Here is a 17,055-nt window from a genome sequence, read left to right as displayed (position 1 = left end):
AATTATTGCCTAGATAATGTATGGCATATATTGCGCTAAATTAAATAGACTCAATCGTTGTTGGGTCTATTTAAAAAATCATCGGCTTCATCATCAGATAGAGGTGGGCCTAAATCTCTTTCAAGTTTGGCATATATTTCAAGCAGTCTTTTTTGATGTGGATCCATATCTAAGGCACGATGCTGCTGATATGTTAATTGATCATCAATCCAATCATAATCCTGAATCGTAGACCCGGCGAAACTGGTTTTCAAATGGAGTTTGTAATAACCATAAAAGTTGTGTTTCTTGGTATCTAGACAGAGATAGGCGAAGGTAGACCAACCACTTTCGGGAAATTTAAGGCGAGTTCGGCAGGGCTTCTTTTCTAGTGTAAATGTGGGTGAATAGACTTGGCCTTTTAGAATGATATTTTTATCTTGACCAAAATATTGAGTTTGTAATGCAAATAAAGCAAGAATCACTGTGGTGAGAAAAAAGCTGGCAATGACTGCATAAAAAAATGAAATGTATAAATGGAAGGACAAAAAATTAGATTCTTCGTTTTTGTTCACATCTTTTTCTAAGCGTAATAAATAGCAATTCAAAGAAATAAGAAAACAGAGGCAAAAAACGAAAATAGCTAACCAACTATTGGCATGAAAATGATGTATCTCTACGAAAATGAGTGAACAGATAAAAATAAAGCCCAACAAACTATAAATGAATAATTTCTGAAATCTTTTTTGCATTTTGCGAAGCTTATAATTATGTATTGAACGATTATAGCATGCGATGTTTATAGTGATTATAGAAAAAATCACCATGCTTTATGCATGGTGATTTTTAATTCTTGCAGATCTATTTAGATTATTAAGCATGCAATTTTGCAAACAATTGTTGGCTCACGCTGTCTAAAGTTTGTGGAATTGCAATCGCTGCAACAAAACGGTCTGGGCGAAGAATCGTAACAGATTCAGTGGTTTTACCAAACCAACCACGAATATCGGTACCAATATCACCAATCGTAATCACATTGTCGTACTTGGTGCGATTTTCATTGCTAAGCTGAACAGCAGGCAATACTTGGATAAATTTAACGCCCAATTTTTGCCATTTTTTCATGGTCGCATCTGACAGACCCCATTTCGGATCGACGCCCCAAGCAATGATTGCAAAGTCGTTACCGATGACTTCATCAAGTAGGACTTTTTCACCAGATTCAAGTTGAACATATGGTTGAATGAACATTTTACCCACAGGTGAATCTTTAACACCGTTATTGATCAATGCACCATCGTTGTACTTCGGCATTGGCTTGAAGCGCATTTCCAATAGATATTGTTTGATCGGTTTGATGTAATTGAGCGCATACGCGATACCATCACGCACGAAACCTTGCCATTTTTTTGGTGGCGCAAGGACATGACCCGCCATTACAGAAAGATCAATCATCGCTTTGGCATGATCTTTACGTTCAACTTGGTATGTATCTAAAAGCGCTGGGCCAGCTTTGCCTTGTACAACCATTGCAACTTTCCACGCAAGGTTGAACGCATCACGCATACCACTGTTATACCCTTGACCTTGCCAAACTGGCATGATGTGCGCAGCATCGCCTGCAAGTAAAATACGGTCTACACGGAATTTATCTGCAATACGGGCATTGTGGGTATAAACACGCTGACGAATCACTTCAATACCATCGGTCGTTGGAAGCACTTTCGACAATAATTTGGCAATGTTTTCAGGTTTGCTTAATTCTTCTTGAGTCTCCCCAGGCATCACCATAAATTCGAAACGACGAATACCGTGTGGAAGAGCAGCAGATACATAAGGACGCACAGGGTCACAGCATAGGTAAATGTGTGGCGTTGCAAGTGGGTCATTATTGATGTCGATCACGATCCATTGGTTCGGTGCAGTTTTACCATCGAAGCCGATGTTGAGGGTACGACGTACCACTGAGTTACCACCATCACAAGCAATCAAATACTGCGCTTGAATTTTTTCAGCTTCACCGTCTTTATTTTGAATATTGAGCGTTACACCATTGGCATCTTGGCTAAAATCAGACAATTGACGAGAGAATAAAACATTTGTGGTTTCGTACTGTTTTAAACCTTGTAGCAGTACATTATCGACTTGCGGTTGAATAAAGGCATTACGACGTGAGAAACCAAATTCACGAGTGAGCGGTTGAATGTCTGCGAAACAACGACCTTTAGGGGTTAAGAAACGCATCGCGTGGTTCGGTGTTGTATGCGGTAACACTTGGTCCACTAAACCTAATGATTGGATGGTACGTAATGATTCATCATCAATACCAATCGCACGTGGGTAGTCAATCAGGCTGTCTAGTTGTTCAATCACAGTGACTTTGACACCTTGCTTACTTAAGTAGTTTGCAATGGTTAAGCCGACAGGACCTGCGCCCAGAATGGCAACTTCCGTTGTGTAATTTGCTTTATTGCTCATGCGTAAACATCCAATCACTTCACATATGCCACTATTAAGTTCTAAACCGAGACTTTCAACAAGCTAGGCATAAGTCGAAACGATGAATCGAATTGTCGTGTTTTTTGAAGGGTTTTATTTTAAGTGAATGATATATATTTATTTATATGAAAATCATCAATCATTTTGAATGATTTATCAATCATTAAAATCTATTAATCAGTGGCTTTGAGCATAAAAAAGCCGAATCATTTTTCAATGATCCGGCGACTTTAATTCATTTAGCACAACATTCTATTAGTGAGGGATAAATGTTGAGCAGCAGACTAAATGAATTTAGCGTGTGGAGTACGCTATCCGTCTATTACTGAGCAGGTTGAGCTGGTGCAGAACCTTCAGCATTTGCTTCTGAAGCAGGTTGAGCAGCAGTACCTTCAGCAGCAGTTGTTTCAGTCGCTGGCTGTTCTTGAGTGCTAACCACTACTTTTTCTTGTTCAGGTGCTTCTTGTTTATCTTTGCTGGCAGCAAAACTTGTTGCAGCTGCAGCAGCTAGAGTAGAAGCAAGTAAAATTTGAGTTAATTTCATTTTGAGCATCCTTATATATTTTAGTAAGTCCTGAAAAGATCATCACGTCCATCAGGAGAGAACTCATGCTAAATCGAGAAAACCGAGTGATCAATGCGAGCAACAAAGTGAAACAAACTGGTTAACTGGATGAATACATAACCGTCCATCCTGTGTTTTAAATGTAAAAAAATATCGGAATCTTCATTTAACTTTGCAAGAAAAAATGACCAAATCGACTTCATGATTCATTCATTGTTTACATGATGATTACATCGAAGTCGTAATTAAGCTGAATCCAGAATTTTCACTAAAATCCAAATGTAAGGATTCTTTTCGATATGGCTATTTTTTTAAATATAAGAGTTAACTTTGCCAATAAAATGTGACCAGATATGTCATGCATTCATGCAAATGGAATAAATAGGCTGTTTAACAGCCAGATCATCATTCAATGCCTCGGATACTAGGCTGATCTATGCTTTAGGAAAATGAAGACGGAGAAATGAAGACTAGGCTTGCAGCATTTTTTTGAAATCATTATGGTAAAGGCCATCAATCATTGGCTATTTATTTGAGTGACTCACTTTTGAAATTAGTTTCTACCCACGGTGCGATTCCGGTTCATATTATTTCTGGCTTTTTAGGTGCGGGTAAAACCACAGTTTTACAGCAGCTATTAAAGCAAAAGCCAGCGGGCGAAACTTGGGCCGTACTGATGAATGAGTTTGGGCAAATCGGGGTCGATCAACAGATGTTGACGCAAGATCAGGGCTTTGCGGTGAAGGAATTATTGGGTGGATGTCTATGTTGTAGCAGCCAACTGCCGATGCAAATTGCGTTGTCACGGTTATTGTCAGAGGTGAAACCCGACCGACTGTTTATCGAGCCAACAGGTTTGGGGCATCCTGGACAACTTTTGGAGCAATTGACTGAGCCACATTGGCATCCGCATTTAGCCATGCGGGCATTGGTGACCGTGGTTGATGGCTCACGCTTACATGATCAAGATTGGACATCGCAAAACCTGTATGCCGATCAACTCAAAGTGGCACAAATCGTGGTGGTGTCTCATGTCGATTGTATGAGTGATGCCGATCAAGCTGGTTTGGAACGACTCAAACAAGCGTATTTACCGTATCAGCAGCAATGGATCAATGTTGTCAAAGGTGATTTAAAACTGACACACATTGATCTCGCCTATGTAGGGAGTCCTCGTAAAATTCAGCCTTTATTGGCGATGCAAAAGCAAATGCCGGTTGATGTACCCACAGAAATTAAACAGTTGCCTTATCATTATGTTGAATCCGCTCAGGGCTATAGTGTCGCAGGTTGGAAACTCCCAAAACGTTGGATTTTCGACTTTTTTGAGCTGTTAGATTTACTCTGTGAGCAGCAAGATTGGCTACGGATCAAAGGTATTTTTCAGACAGACCAAGGTTGGAAAACCTTTAACTTTAATCCTGATCAGTTTAATTATCAGTCGAGCGAGGAAAGTATCGATAATCGTGTCGAAATTATTTACCAAACTGAACGTGAATGGCTCGAATTTGAAGATCGCTTAATGCAGTGTCGTATCGATGCCGATAAAGCGGAGAAATAAGTAAATCAACGCAGCAAAAGCTTGCTAAATCTTATATGCTAAGCGCCAAATTTGAGGACTTTACCATGGCGCTAAAAGCTACAATTTATAAAGCAGATTTGAACATTGCCAATATGGATGTACACCAATATGGTGATTATCAATTGACGATGGCTTTGCATCCTTCTGAAACGATTGAACGTTTGATGGTACGTGTCTTGGCATATGCACGCTATGCAGATGAAGCATTAGAATTTACCAAAGATCTTTTCGAAACAGACGAACCAGCGCTGTGGGAAAAAGATTTAACAGGTCAATTGGTGAAATGGATTGAAGTCGGTTGCCCTGACGAAGACAAAGTCAAAAAAGCCAGTGCTCGTTGCCCACACGTTGCTGTGATTACCTATGGTTCTTCAGTAGACGAATGGTATAAACGCAACAGCAAACTGAAAACCCTGAAGAATGTTGAAATTTGGCAATTATCTGAAGCGAGTACAGCTGCCATTCAAGAGTTATGCGAACGAACCATGTCTTTACAATTAAATGTGATGGATGGCGAATGGACTTTGATTGGTGATAAAGCTCAAGCGGTGATTGAATGGACACAATTGCAATAAGCATTTGATGTGATTTAACTCATCACGATGGATGTGAGTTCAGGCTTGCATCCTGACTATAAAATTCGGTATATCTACAAACAATGAGAAAATTTTAAAGATGGGGAGCAGCCGATGTACCCTGATTTTTATTTGTTATTTGTGGCGCTTATGATTGGCGCTGTCATTGGTGCGGAACGTGAGTACCGAAGTAAGTCGGCAGGTCTGCGCACCATGATTATGGTCAGTTTAAGTTCATGTTTATTTACTATCTTATCGTTACGTATCGGCGTTGATAGTCATGATCGAATTGCGGCCAATATTTTGACTGGCCTCGGCTTTTTGGGTGCGGGGGTAATTTTTAAAGATGAAAATCGAATTTCAGGCATTACCACAGCAACTACCATTTGGATGACCGCTGCCTTAGGCATGGCTGCGGGAGCGGGCTATATCGTGCTGAGCTTGATTGGTACGGTGATTGTGCTGATCGTTTTAATTGTTTTGATTTATATTCAAGCGTGGATTGAAGCGAAAAACCAAGCACGGAGTTATCGTATCGTTTGTCACTTTCGACAACAAACGCTGGATGACTATGAAGAGCTGTTTAAAACCTATCAAATGCAAGTGGTTCGTAGTGTGCGACATAAAACTGAACATAAAATCAGTGGGCGTTGGATCTTAATTGGCTCTGCGACAAACCATAGAAAATTAACTCAAGATCTAATGAATGATCAGGATATTCTGGAGCTCAATTTTTAACAGCGTATTTACTACGGCATCCAAAGTAATCCTGTTTATAATAGGGTTTTATTTTGATTGCGGCATTTGAGGTTGAGAGCATGAGCAAAGAATTAGAAATTATTGACTTAGTGGTAGGCGAAGGTAAAGAAGCGGTTAAAGGCGCTTTGATTACAACACACTATACAGGCTGGTTAGAAGACGGCACTAAATTCGATTCATCACTGGATCGTGGTAATTATTTTGAAACGGTAATTGGTACAGGCCGTGTGATTAAAGGTTGGGATCAGGGCATCATGGGGATGAAAGTCGGTGGTAAACGTAAGTTAATCGTGCCATCACATTTAGCTTATGGTGAGCGTAAAATGGGCAATGTGATTCCTGCCAATTCAAATCTTATTTTTGAGATTGAATTGTATGACGTAAAAACTCGCGATTAATAGATCAATAGTTTTAGATCAATGACATGGACGTTATTGATCAATTGGATAAAATAGTAGTTGTTATTTTTGTCTTTTACCGTAGATTAGAATAATTGCTCGAGTATAAACGCAGGAATCAAAGCCGTTGTCTTTACAGTTGCCTTGCACCAGATTGTTCTGGGTTCTTACCTTTATTATTTTTACATTGGCACTCACTGTATCGACTGCTCAAGCACAGTATGAAACTGCTCCTAAATCGTTTTATTTAAAACATCAAAACGAAGTTAACCAAATCTACTTCACGGAAGACACCAGTAGCCTCTTACAAGGCAAATGGTTGTTTTATCCAAATCAATTTTTAACGTCTCCGAGTTCGGTTCTAGTCGGTCAAACGGTCTATCTGCCTGCATCATTTAAAGACATCACAGGGGACAGTAAAGGTTTTGGGACATTTACTGGACATTTCCAAATCCCTAAACAATTTATTGGTCGACGTATCGCGGTATTGATTCCAAATCAGTACGGTGCGTATCGGGTATTTTTAAATGGTGATGTGATCGTTCGTTTGGGCGAGGTGGGGCGTACTGAAGCAGAACAAAAAACGGAGAATGCACCGCGAATTGCCTATTTTGTGGCACAAGATGAATATTTCACTTTAACCATTCAGGCTTCAAGTTTTAACAGTATGCATGGCGGGTTTGAAAACCCAATGCGTATTGGTATCGCCAAGACAGTAAACCGCCAATTCCAACAACAAATGATGAGTATTGGGATGGTGTCGGGCGCCGTCTTGGGTGTGGGACTATTTACGATCCTATTTTCTGTTTTCCGAGGTTTACGCGGTCGCAATAGCCGAAGTAACTTGGTGTTTGGCTTATTTATTGTCTTTTTAGCACTCCATAATTTATTTTCAGCACCTTATGCCTATACCACTTTTACCGATATCAATTGGTTGTGGGGCACGCGATTAGAATACTTATTTACCTATTTGGCATCGATTTTCTTTTTAAGTTATATCCACTTGCTCAGTCGTCGCTATTTATTTACCTTAAATTATCAGATCGCGATTTTGCTGTTGTCGTTGAATATTTCAGTGACTTTTGTTTCGACGCCTGAAATTTTTCAACCTTTGGCAACTTACAGTTTTGCCTATGTGATCGTTGTTCTAAGTAATTTTGCTTATGGTTTTTACCTAACACTGAAAAAGAAAGAACCGTATTCAAAATTAAATTTAATCGCGGTTATTTTCCTGTGCATTACCTTTTTAAACGACTTTTTGCTGATGATGAATTTGATTGATTCAGTCAATTTATCGTTCATTTCAACCAGTTTGTATGCCTTGTTGATCATGTTTCAGCAATCGCACCATTATGCACAGCAGTCGATGCATACGGAACAGTTGAATAATAGTTTGCTTGAGCTAAACAGTTCACTCGATCAGAAAGTCAAAGAGCGCACCTTACAGCTCCATGAGCTGAATAAAAAATTAGAGCTACAAATTCGTATTGATGCCTTAACGGGGGCATTCAACCGCCGTGCACTGAATGCTGAAATTCAACGCTTATATTCGGAGGTCCGTTTTCATAGTCACCGAACATTGGTCTTTGCGATGTTAGATGTCGATTATTTTAAAAATTATAATGACCACTATGGACATCTTAAAGGCGATGAGGTGTTACAGCAGATCGTGAAAACCATGCAAAACACCCTGCCAAGTTCAGCCTATGTGGCTCGCTACGGTGGAGAGGAGTTTGCCATATTGATGCATGATGTTCCGTATGCGATTGCCCAAGAGCAATTACAATTGGTACTCGAAGCCATGCGTGATGAACAGCTTGAACATGTTAATCGGGGTGATGACAAAAATTATGTCACACTGAGTTTGGGCATGGCATGGATGGATAAGCAAAATGACTTCGAAAGTATCGAAGCTTTAATGAAGCATGCAGACTATTATTTATATATGGCCAAACAGGCAGGACGCGATCAACTTAAGCCTTGATACCATGAATTGTATAGGTTTAAAAACTCTGAGGTGATATCGCTAGTATTCTTTGCCAATCCTTATTTAGATTCATTTATCTTTAAATTCATCTATACAATCATCTTATTTGAAAATCTGTCCCTCTACGAACTTTATCTCTCTACTAGCAGAGTTGTTTGACTAATTTAAGAGGTACATCAGCAGGCTCAAAATCTTGATGTGCGACAAAGCCATATTTTTGGTAAAAGGCGAGTGCAGTATGGGTACTTTCTAGACTGATCTCGGTAATATTTTTTTTCCGGACACAGTGAATCATGTTTAACAATAACGCCTTACCAATACCTTGGTACTGGCGCTCAGGGCAGATATAGTTCAGTAAAATTTGTCCCTGATCACTGACTAAAATAAAGCCGACCACTCGATTGTCACTGATGTAGACCCAGCTGTCGTTATAAAGCATCCACATTAAAATATTCGATTGATTTGCCTCCTCAAGCCAAGTTTGAATCACACTTTCATTACGTTGATGGTCCTGGATACATGAACGAATGCTGTTGTGAATCACGTGAATAATTTCGGGTATGTCCTGGATTTGTGCTTCGCGTATCATAATTTTTTCTTTTTATAAAAAAACTCCAACAGCCTGCCATTTCAGAAGATATCGCCCTGTGCTTAAAGAGGCTTATTGTTGCGTTTTATGTTTTTTTGCAGCCATTGCGCCGTTGGGTTGGGTTTTTATTTCAAAATTGTTGCAAAATTTACAAATGTATATTTATAAATTAATCGTTAAATACGGATAAATAACCACATAAATGCATCTAACTATACTGTTTTTAAAGTAATAATAGATTTTTTAGAAATGTATACATACTCAATGATTTCAGCAGGTGTAATAGTTTGAAATAAATTAGCAAAGAAAATAGGCAAGATTTCAGCTTTAAAATAATTTTGTATGAATTTTAAACGTTATTGTGCGTTATATTAGTCCATAAAAATATTCGGTGATTAATGATGTGTATGCGCGTCATCGGCAGTAGGTTGTTATTATGGTTAATTTTCTCATTGTGATGTGTATTCTGATTGCGTTGTCTGCAGCAGGAATCGTGGTCAAAAAAATAATAAAAACAGAAAAATATCGTCAAAAATATACGCGTTACCAAGCACAAAAAAAATCGAACAGTATCTCTTTGGCATCGAATGATGATGCTATACGCCAAGTCGATCAGGTCATTGAAGTTGATGAATATGAACAGCAACTTTTTGATGATATTGCGGAAATTTTCTTTCAACAACAATACAAATTAGATTCGCTACAGGCAGCCGAACAGTTACAAGAAGTTTTTTTACGTCGCATGCCAGTCAATTGTAAAACTCAAATTCGCCAATTAGATCTGAATGAATGGTCGATTTATTGGAGTTTTTACAATCAATCGCTCGAGTATTATTTAGGCCGATACGGTGAGTTTTATACACATGTCGACCGTTTTGGCGAAGAACACAAAATTGAATATCGCTATCAATACTCCGCAAGTTGAAGCAAAATGCGATCTTGGACTAAATCGAGATAACTCAAATCATCGGTTATTCGGGCCATTAAAATCGCGCCTTCATAATCCGCCAAGCTGACTTTGGCAAGTTGAGCGGCATGTTCGATGCTCATGCATCGCTGAAAAAACACTTCAAAGGCAAGTTGCCACTCGTGAAAGATGGATTGTAATTTTGCAAAAATCTCGGTAGGCAAATGTTGCCGTTCCATACTTAAAATCCCGACCAAACAACCTAATCCACCTTGGCTAAAAAACTGGATGGCCTGTTGATGGATGTTCGAGAAAGCCTGTTGAGGGGATTTAGTAGTTTGCTGTAATTGCTGAAAAATACTGTGTTGTAACTTTATATGCGTCAGGTTTAAAATTTCCATCAGTAAAGCGTCTTTATTCGGATAGTCATAATAAAACGCAGCTTTTGAGAGTCCACAGGCTTCAGCCAATTTCCCCATGCTGCAGCCCATATAGCCATAGCGTTTAAAGGCGTGTGCTGACTGTAGCAATAGATATTCTGAGGTGTTTTTCCGTGGACGCATGTATCTCTCTATATGAATAAATCAATGTGATGTGTATGGAGTAAATTGCTCTAGGCGATTAATAGTTCATCAAACCTTCCTATCACTTCCTGCCATAAGGGTTCAGCACCTTTGCGGAAATATCCCATATGACCAATCTGTTTTAGGCCGTAATCTTCCGCTTCAATATTGATATAGTGCATTGACGCTTGCGCATAATGTTGCATAAAAGCATGTCGTGAATTGGGTAATGCCCAGTCATCATCAAGTGCAGCGACCGCATAAATCGGCGTTTGAACTGCAGCATATTGTTGAGATAGCTCACTCAGCTCAGGGTCGGCAAAGAAATAGGTTGGGTTTTTACACCAACGGCGCCATTGTTTATAGACATCGACAGGAAGGTCAGCGCCCATATTGAGTTTGCTCCAAGGCAAATACCCTTTGATGGCAACCATCGGCGGAAAAACGATATTCCACATAACATGAACTTTCATTTTTTCTTTAAAGGGCATATAGCCATGCCAACCTGCGCCAGTGCCAAAACAATACATGGCACGTATCTGATCGTGATTTGAGGTAAGTCCTAGTGCTTGACCGCCATAGGAGTGTCCCACTAGAAAAGTTTCCTGACCGTGTTGTTGCATATAAGCTATGGCACCAGAAAGGTCATAACGTCCCCAGTCGAGGTAGGACATTTTAAAGCCTTTGAGTTTTGGAGGAGCAGAACGTCCTATACCACGATAATCAAAAGTTAATACTTGATAACCGAGTCCTGCGGCATACTCGGCAAAACGACGGTAAAATTGTTGAGGTACACCTGTAGCACTTGAAATAATAATATTGGCCTTAGCGGCAGTATTAGGCCGATATTCAACGCCTGAAAGCGTATAACCATCGGTTGCAGGGAAACTCACGGGTGTACTATGTATTTCTTGCGCTGCTGGTTCTAAATCCGTTGACATAATTTTTCTCTTGATAGGCAGGACGTAAAGGGTTTACTCACTTTAAATAAAGGGTTATTTGCCCTGAAAATTGGCTGCGCGACGTTGTAGCATGGCCATCACACCTTCTTGTACATCTTGTGTTTTTAGTAGTGGTTGTAAGTGCTGATCCAATTGAGCAAAGGCAGCATCGGCTCCCAAATGCACCCCTTGCTGTACTGCAGCGAGTGTTGCCTGAACCGCCAGTGGTGCAGCCTGTGCAATTTGTTCTGCAAGTTCTATTGCACGAGATAAGGGCGCTTGGTCGGTGATTTCAGTCACCAAGTTCATGTCATATGCCGTTTGCGCATTGAAACGTTCACCTGTGAGTAAATAGCGCATGGCTTTATTCCAACCCGCTGCTTGCACAAAGCGAACTGTTGCGCCACCAAAGGGAAGAATGCCACGTTGCACTTCCATTTGAGCAAACTCCGTGTGACGCTGTGCGATCACGATATCGGCATTCAGCATGAGTTCAATACCCGCTGTAAAACAGAACCCTTGTACCGCGACCACAACTGGTTTTTTTCGTTGTCGTGAGTTGGTTCCCCACGGATTAATTTGCTGATCAGGAAAATTAAACAGCCCGCTGCCAAGTTTGGGTTGTAGTTCGACCAGATCTAGACCCGCAGTAAAATGATCGCCATGAGCAAAAATCACCGCACAGCGTAAATTTGGATCATCTTCATATTCAGTGAGCGCCAGTGAAAGGTCATGAATTAAATGACTGTCAAACGCATTTCGTTTATCTGCACGGTCCAAACCGATTAAATAAAGATGACCACGAATTTCTCGACTTACACGACCTTGTTGTTCTGACATTTGGATAATTCCTTCTAATTATTCTTTATGCATAGCTAAGTTTTTAAAAGATTGTTAGAAAACTGTCAAAACTGATGCGTTCAAAACATCAAAATCATCGTCTGGTGGATGAGTGGTTTGATTTAAAATTTACAGAGTTGATATGAAATAGTGTGGGATATAGCTTGCCTTTGGGCTGATTTTTTCCATAATAGCTGCAGCTTTTTTAAGGCCCAATCAACCATGTCGAACTTAGAAATATTTGCAGTTATTATTAGCTTAATCGGGGTGAGTTTAACCATTAAGCGAAATATGTGGTGTTGGTGGTTTAACTTTGCAGCTTTTTTGCTGTATGCCTACTTGTTTTATACCTACAAACTTTATGGCGAAACCATTTTGCAGTTTTTCTTTGTGGTGGTGAACTTCTACGGTTTTTATCACTGGTTGAAGGGCAAACAACAAGATCATGACATCCGTATTGAACCGATTGCGACCAAACTCGTGATCTTTCAAATGCTCTTAGCAGCGGTGGGCGGTTTGATTTTTGGTTTAAGTTTGCACTATTTTACCGATGCAGCCGTACCGATTTTGGATGCACAATTGGCCGCGTTTAGCTTACTCGCAACGTATTGGACCAGCCGGAAACATATTGCTACTTGGGTGCTTTGGGTATTTGTCGATATTATCTATGTGGGTATGTTTATATACAAAGACCTGTATCTCACTGCGGCGTTGTATGCTGGTTTTGTGGGCTTGGCGGCATTTGGTTGGTGGCAATGGACACAAGTCAAAAATAAACAGCAGCAACAGGCGATGAAAGCTTTATAAGGATCATTGGGTGATGGCAAAGCTACTTTTAATAGCCGATGTTCTGAACCCGATGAATAAGTAAAGAGCGTGCAGAGTCATGATTATCGACTTTCAACTTGAGCAGCAACTGCGTTTTGATCGACAAGCTGGGTTTCTATTGCAGCAAAAAGCGAGCTTTTTTCAGTTTGAGCAAATAGCAGATGTGTATAACGCTGAATGGCTCAAGGCATTTCCACAAGGGACGCAATGTAGCATCAGCGGTTTGGATGATGGTGCAGATGAATACGGCATCCAAATCAGTTATAAACACCAAAGCATCTTGATCGATTATTCACAACCGATCAAATTGGTACACCGTGATCGGGATGGTGTAGTGCATAGCATGCTGTTAAATTAACAACTTAAATTAAACTGAGATTTATAAAAGCAGTACCACAAAGATTTGTTATAGAAATATAAAAATAAGCGCAAGAAGAAATGAAAAGATATGGGAAGCTATTAAAGCAATGACGCAACTTGATCCCAAAGATTCAACATTTGAAATTTTTAATCAGCTATGTTTTGAACTGTTTCATCATTATGGCTCGCACTGCAAGTCTTTTGAACCTAGCGCTTTAATACATGCAAAACCAATGCAACAGCTTCCTGAACAAGCCAGCTTTGATATTTTTAGCCTCGACTTTGGTCATTGGTACGCAAAGTTGTCCTACGCGGAGATGTATTTAAAAATTGATGCGGGCTGGGAATTTCAGCTCGAGTTTAAAGATCAGCATGGGCAAATCTATCAAAAAGTCCTTTAAGGCAGAGTCCAATGAGTTGCAGTATGGCAATTCTGTTTTTCTAGCTTGGTTTCAGGTCAATGACAGCCACAGCGCTTTCCGATTTAATCCAAAGCACAGTTTTAGCAACTGTAGACTGGGCGAAATAAAACAATAAAACCAATATTGACCTGAAGGATTACGAGAATGGCACATCAATTTACCGTCAATGCCACAATTCATGGCGTTTCAATTGAAGATTTTAAACGACTAGCCGCAGATATCAGCCTGCATGAAGCGGTGTGCAAACGCATACCGGGTGAAAATCTAGAAATTTTAGAATCAAAAAAAACAGGCGATATGTATACCTTAAAACGTGCCTATAACCTTGATGTAAATATTCCAGATATTGCCAAGAAGTTTTTAAAAGATGCGTTTCGTCTGAAACGTACGGATATTAGTAATTTGGCGGCATTAACATCTGACGTCAAACTAGATCCGAACCTACCGCTCGAAGCCAGTTGTAAACGAAGTGTCAGTGGTGATGCAACACAAGTGAGTTTCAATTTGGACTGGACGGTGAAAGTCAAAGTTCCACTGATTGGTGGATTACTTGAAAAACATGCAGAAGGTGAAATTCGTCGTTTTAGTCAGCTTGAGATTGAAATTGTAGAAGATGAATTACGTAAAAATTTAAAAGCCTGAATTGATTTGAAAGTGATTTAAAAAAAGCGGTCATTGACCGCTTTTTTTAGTGACTGATGTTACGCACGTAAAAGTAATTTCACAATTTTTAAATGATATTTAAGTCTATTCGACGGGGTCTTACATCTATGGATTGAATAAAGGGATTAGCCTTCGGCTGGAGGTACTTTTGTTTAGGCAAAAGTACCCAAAACCATTGTCATCCGCAAAACTCGTTCACTAGCGTCAAATTTTTCAAAGTATTGCAAAAACAATTTTGATTAAAAGTAGTCCTGTCTCAAACACTTGCGGATGACCTTAGCGCGTATCGTTCATTTATTTGAATCAAATTGCGCTGCTGATGTTACTTTGTAACATCAGTTAGTGAGATGTTTTTTCAAAACGTTGACGATAGAGCATCGCAGTAAAGAAGGTCACCAAACAGACGGTCCAAATATAATACATGGCGCCAATGTTGCTGTATAAACTCAACCATTGAACCAATGGTAAGGTGATACCACCCGCGATGGCATAGGCCAAATTGTATGAAAATGATATGCCAGAGAAACGAATCTGTGCAGGGAACATTTTCACCATACTATAAGACACCATACCAACCGTACCTGATGCCAAACCGAGCAGCATATAGAGCGCAAACACGGTCGATGCTGCCACATGGCCCAAGCTGTTATAGAACACGCCCGCGATTATCGCAACAAGGAGTGAACCGAACAGCATCACTTTACCCGCACCGAAGCGATCTGCCAAAAGACCAGCCAAGATACAACCGACCATTTGCATCACAATAGCGGCACTTTGCATTTTAAAGGCATCTGCACGTTCAAAACCAAAGGCGCCTGTGAGTAGATTTGGCATCGCTAAAATCAATACAACAACGCAGCCGGTTAAGAACCATGTAAACAGCATACCAATCACAACGCCTGTTTTGTGCTGTTGCAGTACTTGTTTCACTGGAAGCTCTTTAGCCAATTGTTTCTTTTCTTGCATGGCTTTAAATACAGGCGTTTCTTTTAAATAACTGCGGAGATAGAGCGCTACAAAACCAAAGATCCCGCCTAGAATAAATGGAATCCGCCATGCCCAGTCATGGATTTCTGACTCTGTAAATTGTAATGAAATAAACAAAGACATTAGTGCGCCCAATAGGATACCCAAAGATAAGCCGGCAGTAAGTAGGCCGTTGGCGATACCAATTTTTTGCTCAGGCACATGCTCTGAAACAAAAGTCCATGCCGCAGGGATTTCACCACCAATCGCGATGCCTTGAATCACGCGCATCAGTAGGAGCAGGAGTGGTGCTGCATAGCCAATACTTTCAAAAGTTGGCATCACACCGATCATCAGTGTAGGCAGAGCCATGAGTAAAATAGACAAACTAAATAAACGCTTACGACCAATCAAATCGCCAAAATGCGCCATCACCACACCACCCAATGGGCGGAAAAAATATCCTGCTGCAAAAATACCGTAGGTATTCAGCATCGCCCAAAATGGACTAAGTCCAGTGGGAAAAAACAGTTCCGAAATAATTTTGGCGTAAAACACATAAATGACAAAGTCATAAAACTCAAGTGCGCCACCGAGGGATGACAGTCCGAGGGTGCGTTTATCTTGACGAGTCAGGCGTGGCTGAGCTTCCATGCAAATATTTTCCAGCAGCAAATAGCATTTGAGGATTTTAGTGATTCAAATTTTTATTGAATAATCAAACTTTGTTGCCTTATTAAAAACTTATAGTTATGAAAATATTATTAATTAAGAACAAAATAATATAGATAAAGTCGCATTAACTTAAAGAATGATTGGTGATGGATGGCGTTAAATCTTGAAATATAAATGCTAAATATCAATGATATAGTGTGGTTTGATCTGCCATTTTACTTTGTGCTCTATATAAGCCATAAAAGATTCAAAGCCATAGCACACTGTTGTTTTATACTCAAAACCGATAATAATGAATACAGCATCGTCATTATAGTCAACGTGATTTAAGTCAGTTAGACGAAAAAGGATAAAAACATGAGTCATATTGCTGCTGTTGCACAACGTGGTGAAGCAATTTTGACGCTCACTGCCGCAGAGGTGCAAGCATCTGAAATAGGTTCTGCATGGTTAACTGCACTAAGTGAAACACTTTATGCCACTATGCTTGAGCGTCAAGGCGTAGGCATTGCCGCACCGCAAATTTATGTTTCTAAGCGGGTAATTATCGTGGCTTCACGTGCAAATTTACGCTATCCAGACGCGCCTGAAATGGAGGCGATCGTGATGGTGAATCCAGTGATTACATCACGATCAACTACGACTGTATTGGGTGAAGAAGGCTGCTTAAGTGTGCCGAATGCACGAGGACAAGTCCCGAGAGCCGAGCAAATTCACGTGCGATATTTGACCCTTCAAGGTGAAGTCAAAGAGAAAACCCTGAATGGTTTTCCCGCACGGATCGTGCAACATGAGGTTGATCATCTGAACGGGATCTTATTCACCGAGCGTTTAGAATAATAAACCATGCTATTTCAAAATATAAAAATGACCAATTGAGCTAAAAAATAGCGGAAAAGTAATTTGAATAGTGGTGCAAGTGAAGTTTAAAGGCTTCAAATGTTGCACTTATAACTG

General features: G+C 40.0%; 19 protein-coding genes. 11 read left to right on the top strand and 8 right to left on the bottom strand.

The window, feature by feature from the left end:
* Nucleotides 1-50: 50 nt before the first annotated feature.
* The 3 genes from FTU12_RS03760 to FTU12_RS03750 form a co-directional block, all read right to left on the bottom strand.
* Nucleotides 51-554, bottom strand: coding sequence for a hypothetical protein (locus tag FTU12_RS03760; RefSeq protein WP_180005306.1), 504 nt, complete (start codon nucleotides 552-554; stop codon nucleotides 51-53).
* 298 nt (nucleotides 555-852) lie between these two features.
* The gene (locus FTU12_RS03755; RefSeq protein WP_180007543.1) at nucleotides 853-2,457 is read right to left on the bottom strand and encodes a bifunctional 3-(3-hydroxy-phenyl)propionate/3-hydroxycinnamic acid hydroxylase; all 1,605 of its coding nucleotides are present in this window, start codon (nucleotides 2,455-2,457) and stop codon (nucleotides 853-855) included.
* Between the two features lie 343 nt (nucleotides 2,458-2,800).
* Entirely contained in the window at nucleotides 2,801-3,022 is a 222-nt protein-coding gene (locus tag FTU12_RS03750) for a hypothetical protein (protein ID WP_078191424.1), read from the bottom strand.
* Nucleotides 3,023-3,590: 568 nt separating this feature from the next.
* Here FTU12_RS03750 and FTU12_RS03745 point away from each other — a divergent pair.
* The 5 genes from FTU12_RS03745 (at nucleotide 3,591) to FTU12_RS03725 (ending at nucleotide 8,341) form a co-directional block, all read left to right on the top strand.
* Entirely contained in the window at nucleotides 3,591-4,604 is a 1,014-nt protein-coding gene (locus FTU12_RS03745; protein ID WP_180113776.1) for a GTP-binding protein, read from the top strand.
* Between the two features lie 65 nt (nucleotides 4,605-4,669).
* The gene (locus tag FTU12_RS03740) at nucleotides 4,670-5,200 is read left to right on the top strand and encodes a YaeQ family protein (protein WP_078191423.1); all 531 of its coding nucleotides are present in this window, start codon (nucleotides 4,670-4,672) and stop codon (nucleotides 5,198-5,200) included.
* Nucleotides 5,201-5,314: 114 nt separating this feature from the next.
* Nucleotides 5,315-5,938: an MgtC/SapB family protein gene (locus tag FTU12_RS03735; RefSeq protein WP_180007545.1), complete on the top strand. Its 624-nt coding sequence runs from the start codon at nucleotides 5,315-5,317 to the stop codon at nucleotides 5,936-5,938.
* Nucleotides 5,939-6,018: 80 nt separating this feature from the next.
* Nucleotides 6,019-6,357, top strand: coding sequence for an FKBP-type peptidyl-prolyl cis-trans isomerase (locus tag FTU12_RS03730; protein ID WP_180005310.1), 339 nt, complete (start codon nucleotides 6,019-6,021; stop codon nucleotides 6,355-6,357).
* Nucleotides 6,358-6,544: 187 nt separating this feature from the next.
* On the top strand, nucleotides 6,545-8,341 hold the full coding sequence (locus tag FTU12_RS03725; protein WP_180113857.1) for a diguanylate cyclase domain-containing protein: 1,797 nt from the start codon (nucleotides 6,545-6,547) through the stop codon (nucleotides 8,339-8,341).
* 145 nt (nucleotides 8,342-8,486) lie between these two features.
* Here the strand turns inward: FTU12_RS03725 and FTU12_RS03720 are convergent, their stop codons facing one another.
* On the bottom strand, nucleotides 8,487-8,933 hold the full coding sequence (locus FTU12_RS03720; RefSeq protein WP_180113775.1) for a GNAT family N-acetyltransferase: 447 nt from the start codon (nucleotides 8,931-8,933) through the stop codon (nucleotides 8,487-8,489).
* A 436-nt stretch (nucleotides 8,934-9,369) separates the two neighbouring features.
* Between FTU12_RS03720 and FTU12_RS03715 the strand changes: the two genes are divergently transcribed.
* Nucleotides 9,370-9,858: a hypothetical protein gene (locus tag FTU12_RS03715; RefSeq protein ID WP_180113774.1), complete on the top strand. Its 489-nt coding sequence runs from the start codon at nucleotides 9,370-9,372 to the stop codon at nucleotides 9,856-9,858.
* Here the strand turns inward: FTU12_RS03715 and FTU12_RS03710 are convergent.
* From FTU12_RS03710 to FTU12_RS03700, 3 genes are read right to left on the bottom strand one after another with little or no spacing between them, the layout of a single operon-like run.
* Nucleotides 9,840-10,403: a TetR/AcrR family transcriptional regulator gene (locus tag FTU12_RS03710; RefSeq protein ID WP_180063243.1), complete on the bottom strand. Its 564-nt coding sequence runs from the start codon at nucleotides 10,401-10,403 to the stop codon at nucleotides 9,840-9,842. The two genes, FTU12_RS03715 and FTU12_RS03710, sit on opposite strands and share 19 nt — an antisense overlap.
* 50 nt (nucleotides 10,404-10,453) lie before the next feature.
* On the bottom strand, nucleotides 10,454-11,344 hold the full coding sequence (locus FTU12_RS03705) for an alpha/beta fold hydrolase (RefSeq protein ID WP_180063242.1): 891 nt from the start codon (nucleotides 11,342-11,344) through the stop codon (nucleotides 10,454-10,456).
* A gap of 54 nt (nucleotides 11,345-11,398) precedes the next feature.
* Nucleotides 11,399-12,184, bottom strand: coding sequence for a crotonase/enoyl-CoA hydratase family protein (locus tag FTU12_RS03700; RefSeq protein ID WP_180109073.1), 786 nt, complete (start codon nucleotides 12,182-12,184; stop codon nucleotides 11,399-11,401).
* A 222-nt stretch (nucleotides 12,185-12,406) separates the two neighbouring features.
* On the opposite strand from FTU12_RS03700, the gene pnuC reads away from it, so the two are divergent.
* The 4 genes from pnuC (at nucleotide 12,407) to FTU12_RS03680 (ending at nucleotide 14,436) form a co-directional block, all read left to right on the top strand.
* Nucleotides 12,407-12,991 (top strand): nicotinamide riboside transporter PnuC, encoded by a 585-nt coding sequence (pnuC, locus tag FTU12_RS03695; RefSeq protein ID WP_180005315.1) that lies wholly within the window; start codon nucleotides 12,407-12,409, stop codon nucleotides 12,989-12,991.
* 79 nt (nucleotides 12,992-13,070) lie between these two features.
* Nucleotides 13,071-13,370, top strand: coding sequence for a hypothetical protein (locus FTU12_RS03690; RefSeq protein WP_180109072.1), 300 nt, complete (start codon nucleotides 13,071-13,073; stop codon nucleotides 13,368-13,370).
* Between the two features lie 109 nt (nucleotides 13,371-13,479).
* Nucleotides 13,480-13,773, top strand: a complete 294-nt coding sequence (locus tag FTU12_RS03685) for a hypothetical protein (protein WP_180109071.1) — start codon at nucleotides 13,480-13,482, stop codon at nucleotides 13,771-13,773.
* Between the two features lie 165 nt (nucleotides 13,774-13,938).
* Complete coding sequence (locus FTU12_RS03680) at nucleotides 13,939-14,436, top strand: DUF2505 family protein (protein WP_180005318.1); 498 nt, start codon at nucleotides 13,939-13,941, stop codon at nucleotides 14,434-14,436.
* Between the two features lie 360 nt (nucleotides 14,437-14,796).
* Here FTU12_RS03680 and FTU12_RS03675 read toward each other — a convergent pair whose 3' ends face one another.
* Nucleotides 14,797-16,077, bottom strand: coding sequence for an MFS transporter (locus tag FTU12_RS03675; protein WP_180055499.1), 1,281 nt, complete (start codon nucleotides 16,075-16,077; stop codon nucleotides 14,797-14,799).
* A gap of 378 nt (nucleotides 16,078-16,455) precedes the next feature.
* On the opposite strand from FTU12_RS03675, the gene def reads away from it, so the two are divergent.
* Entirely contained in the window at nucleotides 16,456-16,938 is a 483-nt protein-coding gene (gene def, locus FTU12_RS03670) for a peptide deformylase (protein WP_180063236.1), read from the top strand.
* Nucleotides 16,939-17,055: the final 117 nt, after the last annotated feature.

This window comes from Acinetobacter sp. YH12063, from assembly GCF_013419715.1.
Lineage (GTDB): Bacteria > Pseudomonadota > Gammaproteobacteria > Pseudomonadales > Moraxellaceae > Acinetobacter > Acinetobacter amyesii.
The sequence above is the reverse complement of the archived record's forward strand: the minus strand, read 5'-3'. Positions and strand labels throughout refer to the sequence as shown.

Excerpts from the sequence above, each read along its gene's own strand:
- FTU12_RS03755 (WP_180007543.1), bottom strand. The coding sequence starts at position 2,457 with ATGAGCAATAAAGCAAATTACACAACGGAAGTTGCCATTCTGGGCGCA.
- FTU12_RS03750 (WP_078191424.1), bottom strand. The coding sequence starts at position 3,022 with ATGAAATTAACTCAAATTTTACTTGCTTCTACTCTAGCTGCTGCAGCT.
- FTU12_RS03740 (WP_078191423.1), top strand. The coding sequence starts at position 4,670 with ATGGCGCTAAAAGCTACAATTTATAAAGCAGATTTGAACATTGCCAAT.
- FTU12_RS03735 (WP_180007545.1), top strand. The coding sequence starts at position 5,315 with ATGTACCCTGATTTTTATTTGTTATTTGTGGCGCTTATGATTGGCGCT.
- FTU12_RS03730 (WP_180005310.1), top strand. The coding sequence starts at position 6,019 with ATGAGCAAAGAATTAGAAATTATTGACTTAGTGGTAGGCGAAGGTAAA.
- FTU12_RS03720 (WP_180113775.1), bottom strand. The coding sequence starts at position 8,933 with ATGATACGCGAAGCACAAATCCAGGACATACCCGAAATTATTCACGTG.
- FTU12_RS03715 (WP_180113774.1), top strand. The coding sequence starts at position 9,370 with ATGGTTAATTTTCTCATTGTGATGTGTATTCTGATTGCGTTGTCTGCA.
- FTU12_RS03710 (WP_180063243.1), bottom strand. The coding sequence starts at position 10,403 with ATGCGTCCACGGAAAAACACCTCAGAATATCTATTGCTACAGTCAGCA.
- FTU12_RS03705 (WP_180063242.1), bottom strand. The coding sequence starts at position 11,344 with ATGTCAACGGATTTAGAACCAGCAGCGCAAGAAATACATAGTACACCC.
- FTU12_RS03700 (WP_180109073.1), bottom strand. The coding sequence starts at position 12,184 with ATGTCAGAACAACAAGGTCGTGTAAGTCGAGAAATTCGTGGTCATCTT.
- pnuC (WP_180005315.1), top strand. The coding sequence starts at position 12,407 with ATGTCGAACTTAGAAATATTTGCAGTTATTATTAGCTTAATCGGGGTG.
- FTU12_RS03690 (WP_180109072.1), top strand. The coding sequence starts at position 13,071 with ATGATTATCGACTTTCAACTTGAGCAGCAACTGCGTTTTGATCGACAA.
- FTU12_RS03685 (WP_180109071.1), top strand. The coding sequence starts at position 13,480 with ATGACGCAACTTGATCCCAAAGATTCAACATTTGAAATTTTTAATCAG.
- FTU12_RS03680 (WP_180005318.1), top strand. The coding sequence starts at position 13,939 with ATGGCACATCAATTTACCGTCAATGCCACAATTCATGGCGTTTCAATT.
- FTU12_RS03675 (WP_180055499.1), bottom strand. The coding sequence starts at position 16,077 with ATGGAAGCTCAGCCACGCCTGACTCGTCAAGATAAACGCACCCTCGGA.
- def (WP_180063236.1), top strand. The coding sequence starts at position 16,456 with ATGAGTCATATTGCTGCTGTTGCACAACGTGGTGAAGCAATTTTGACG.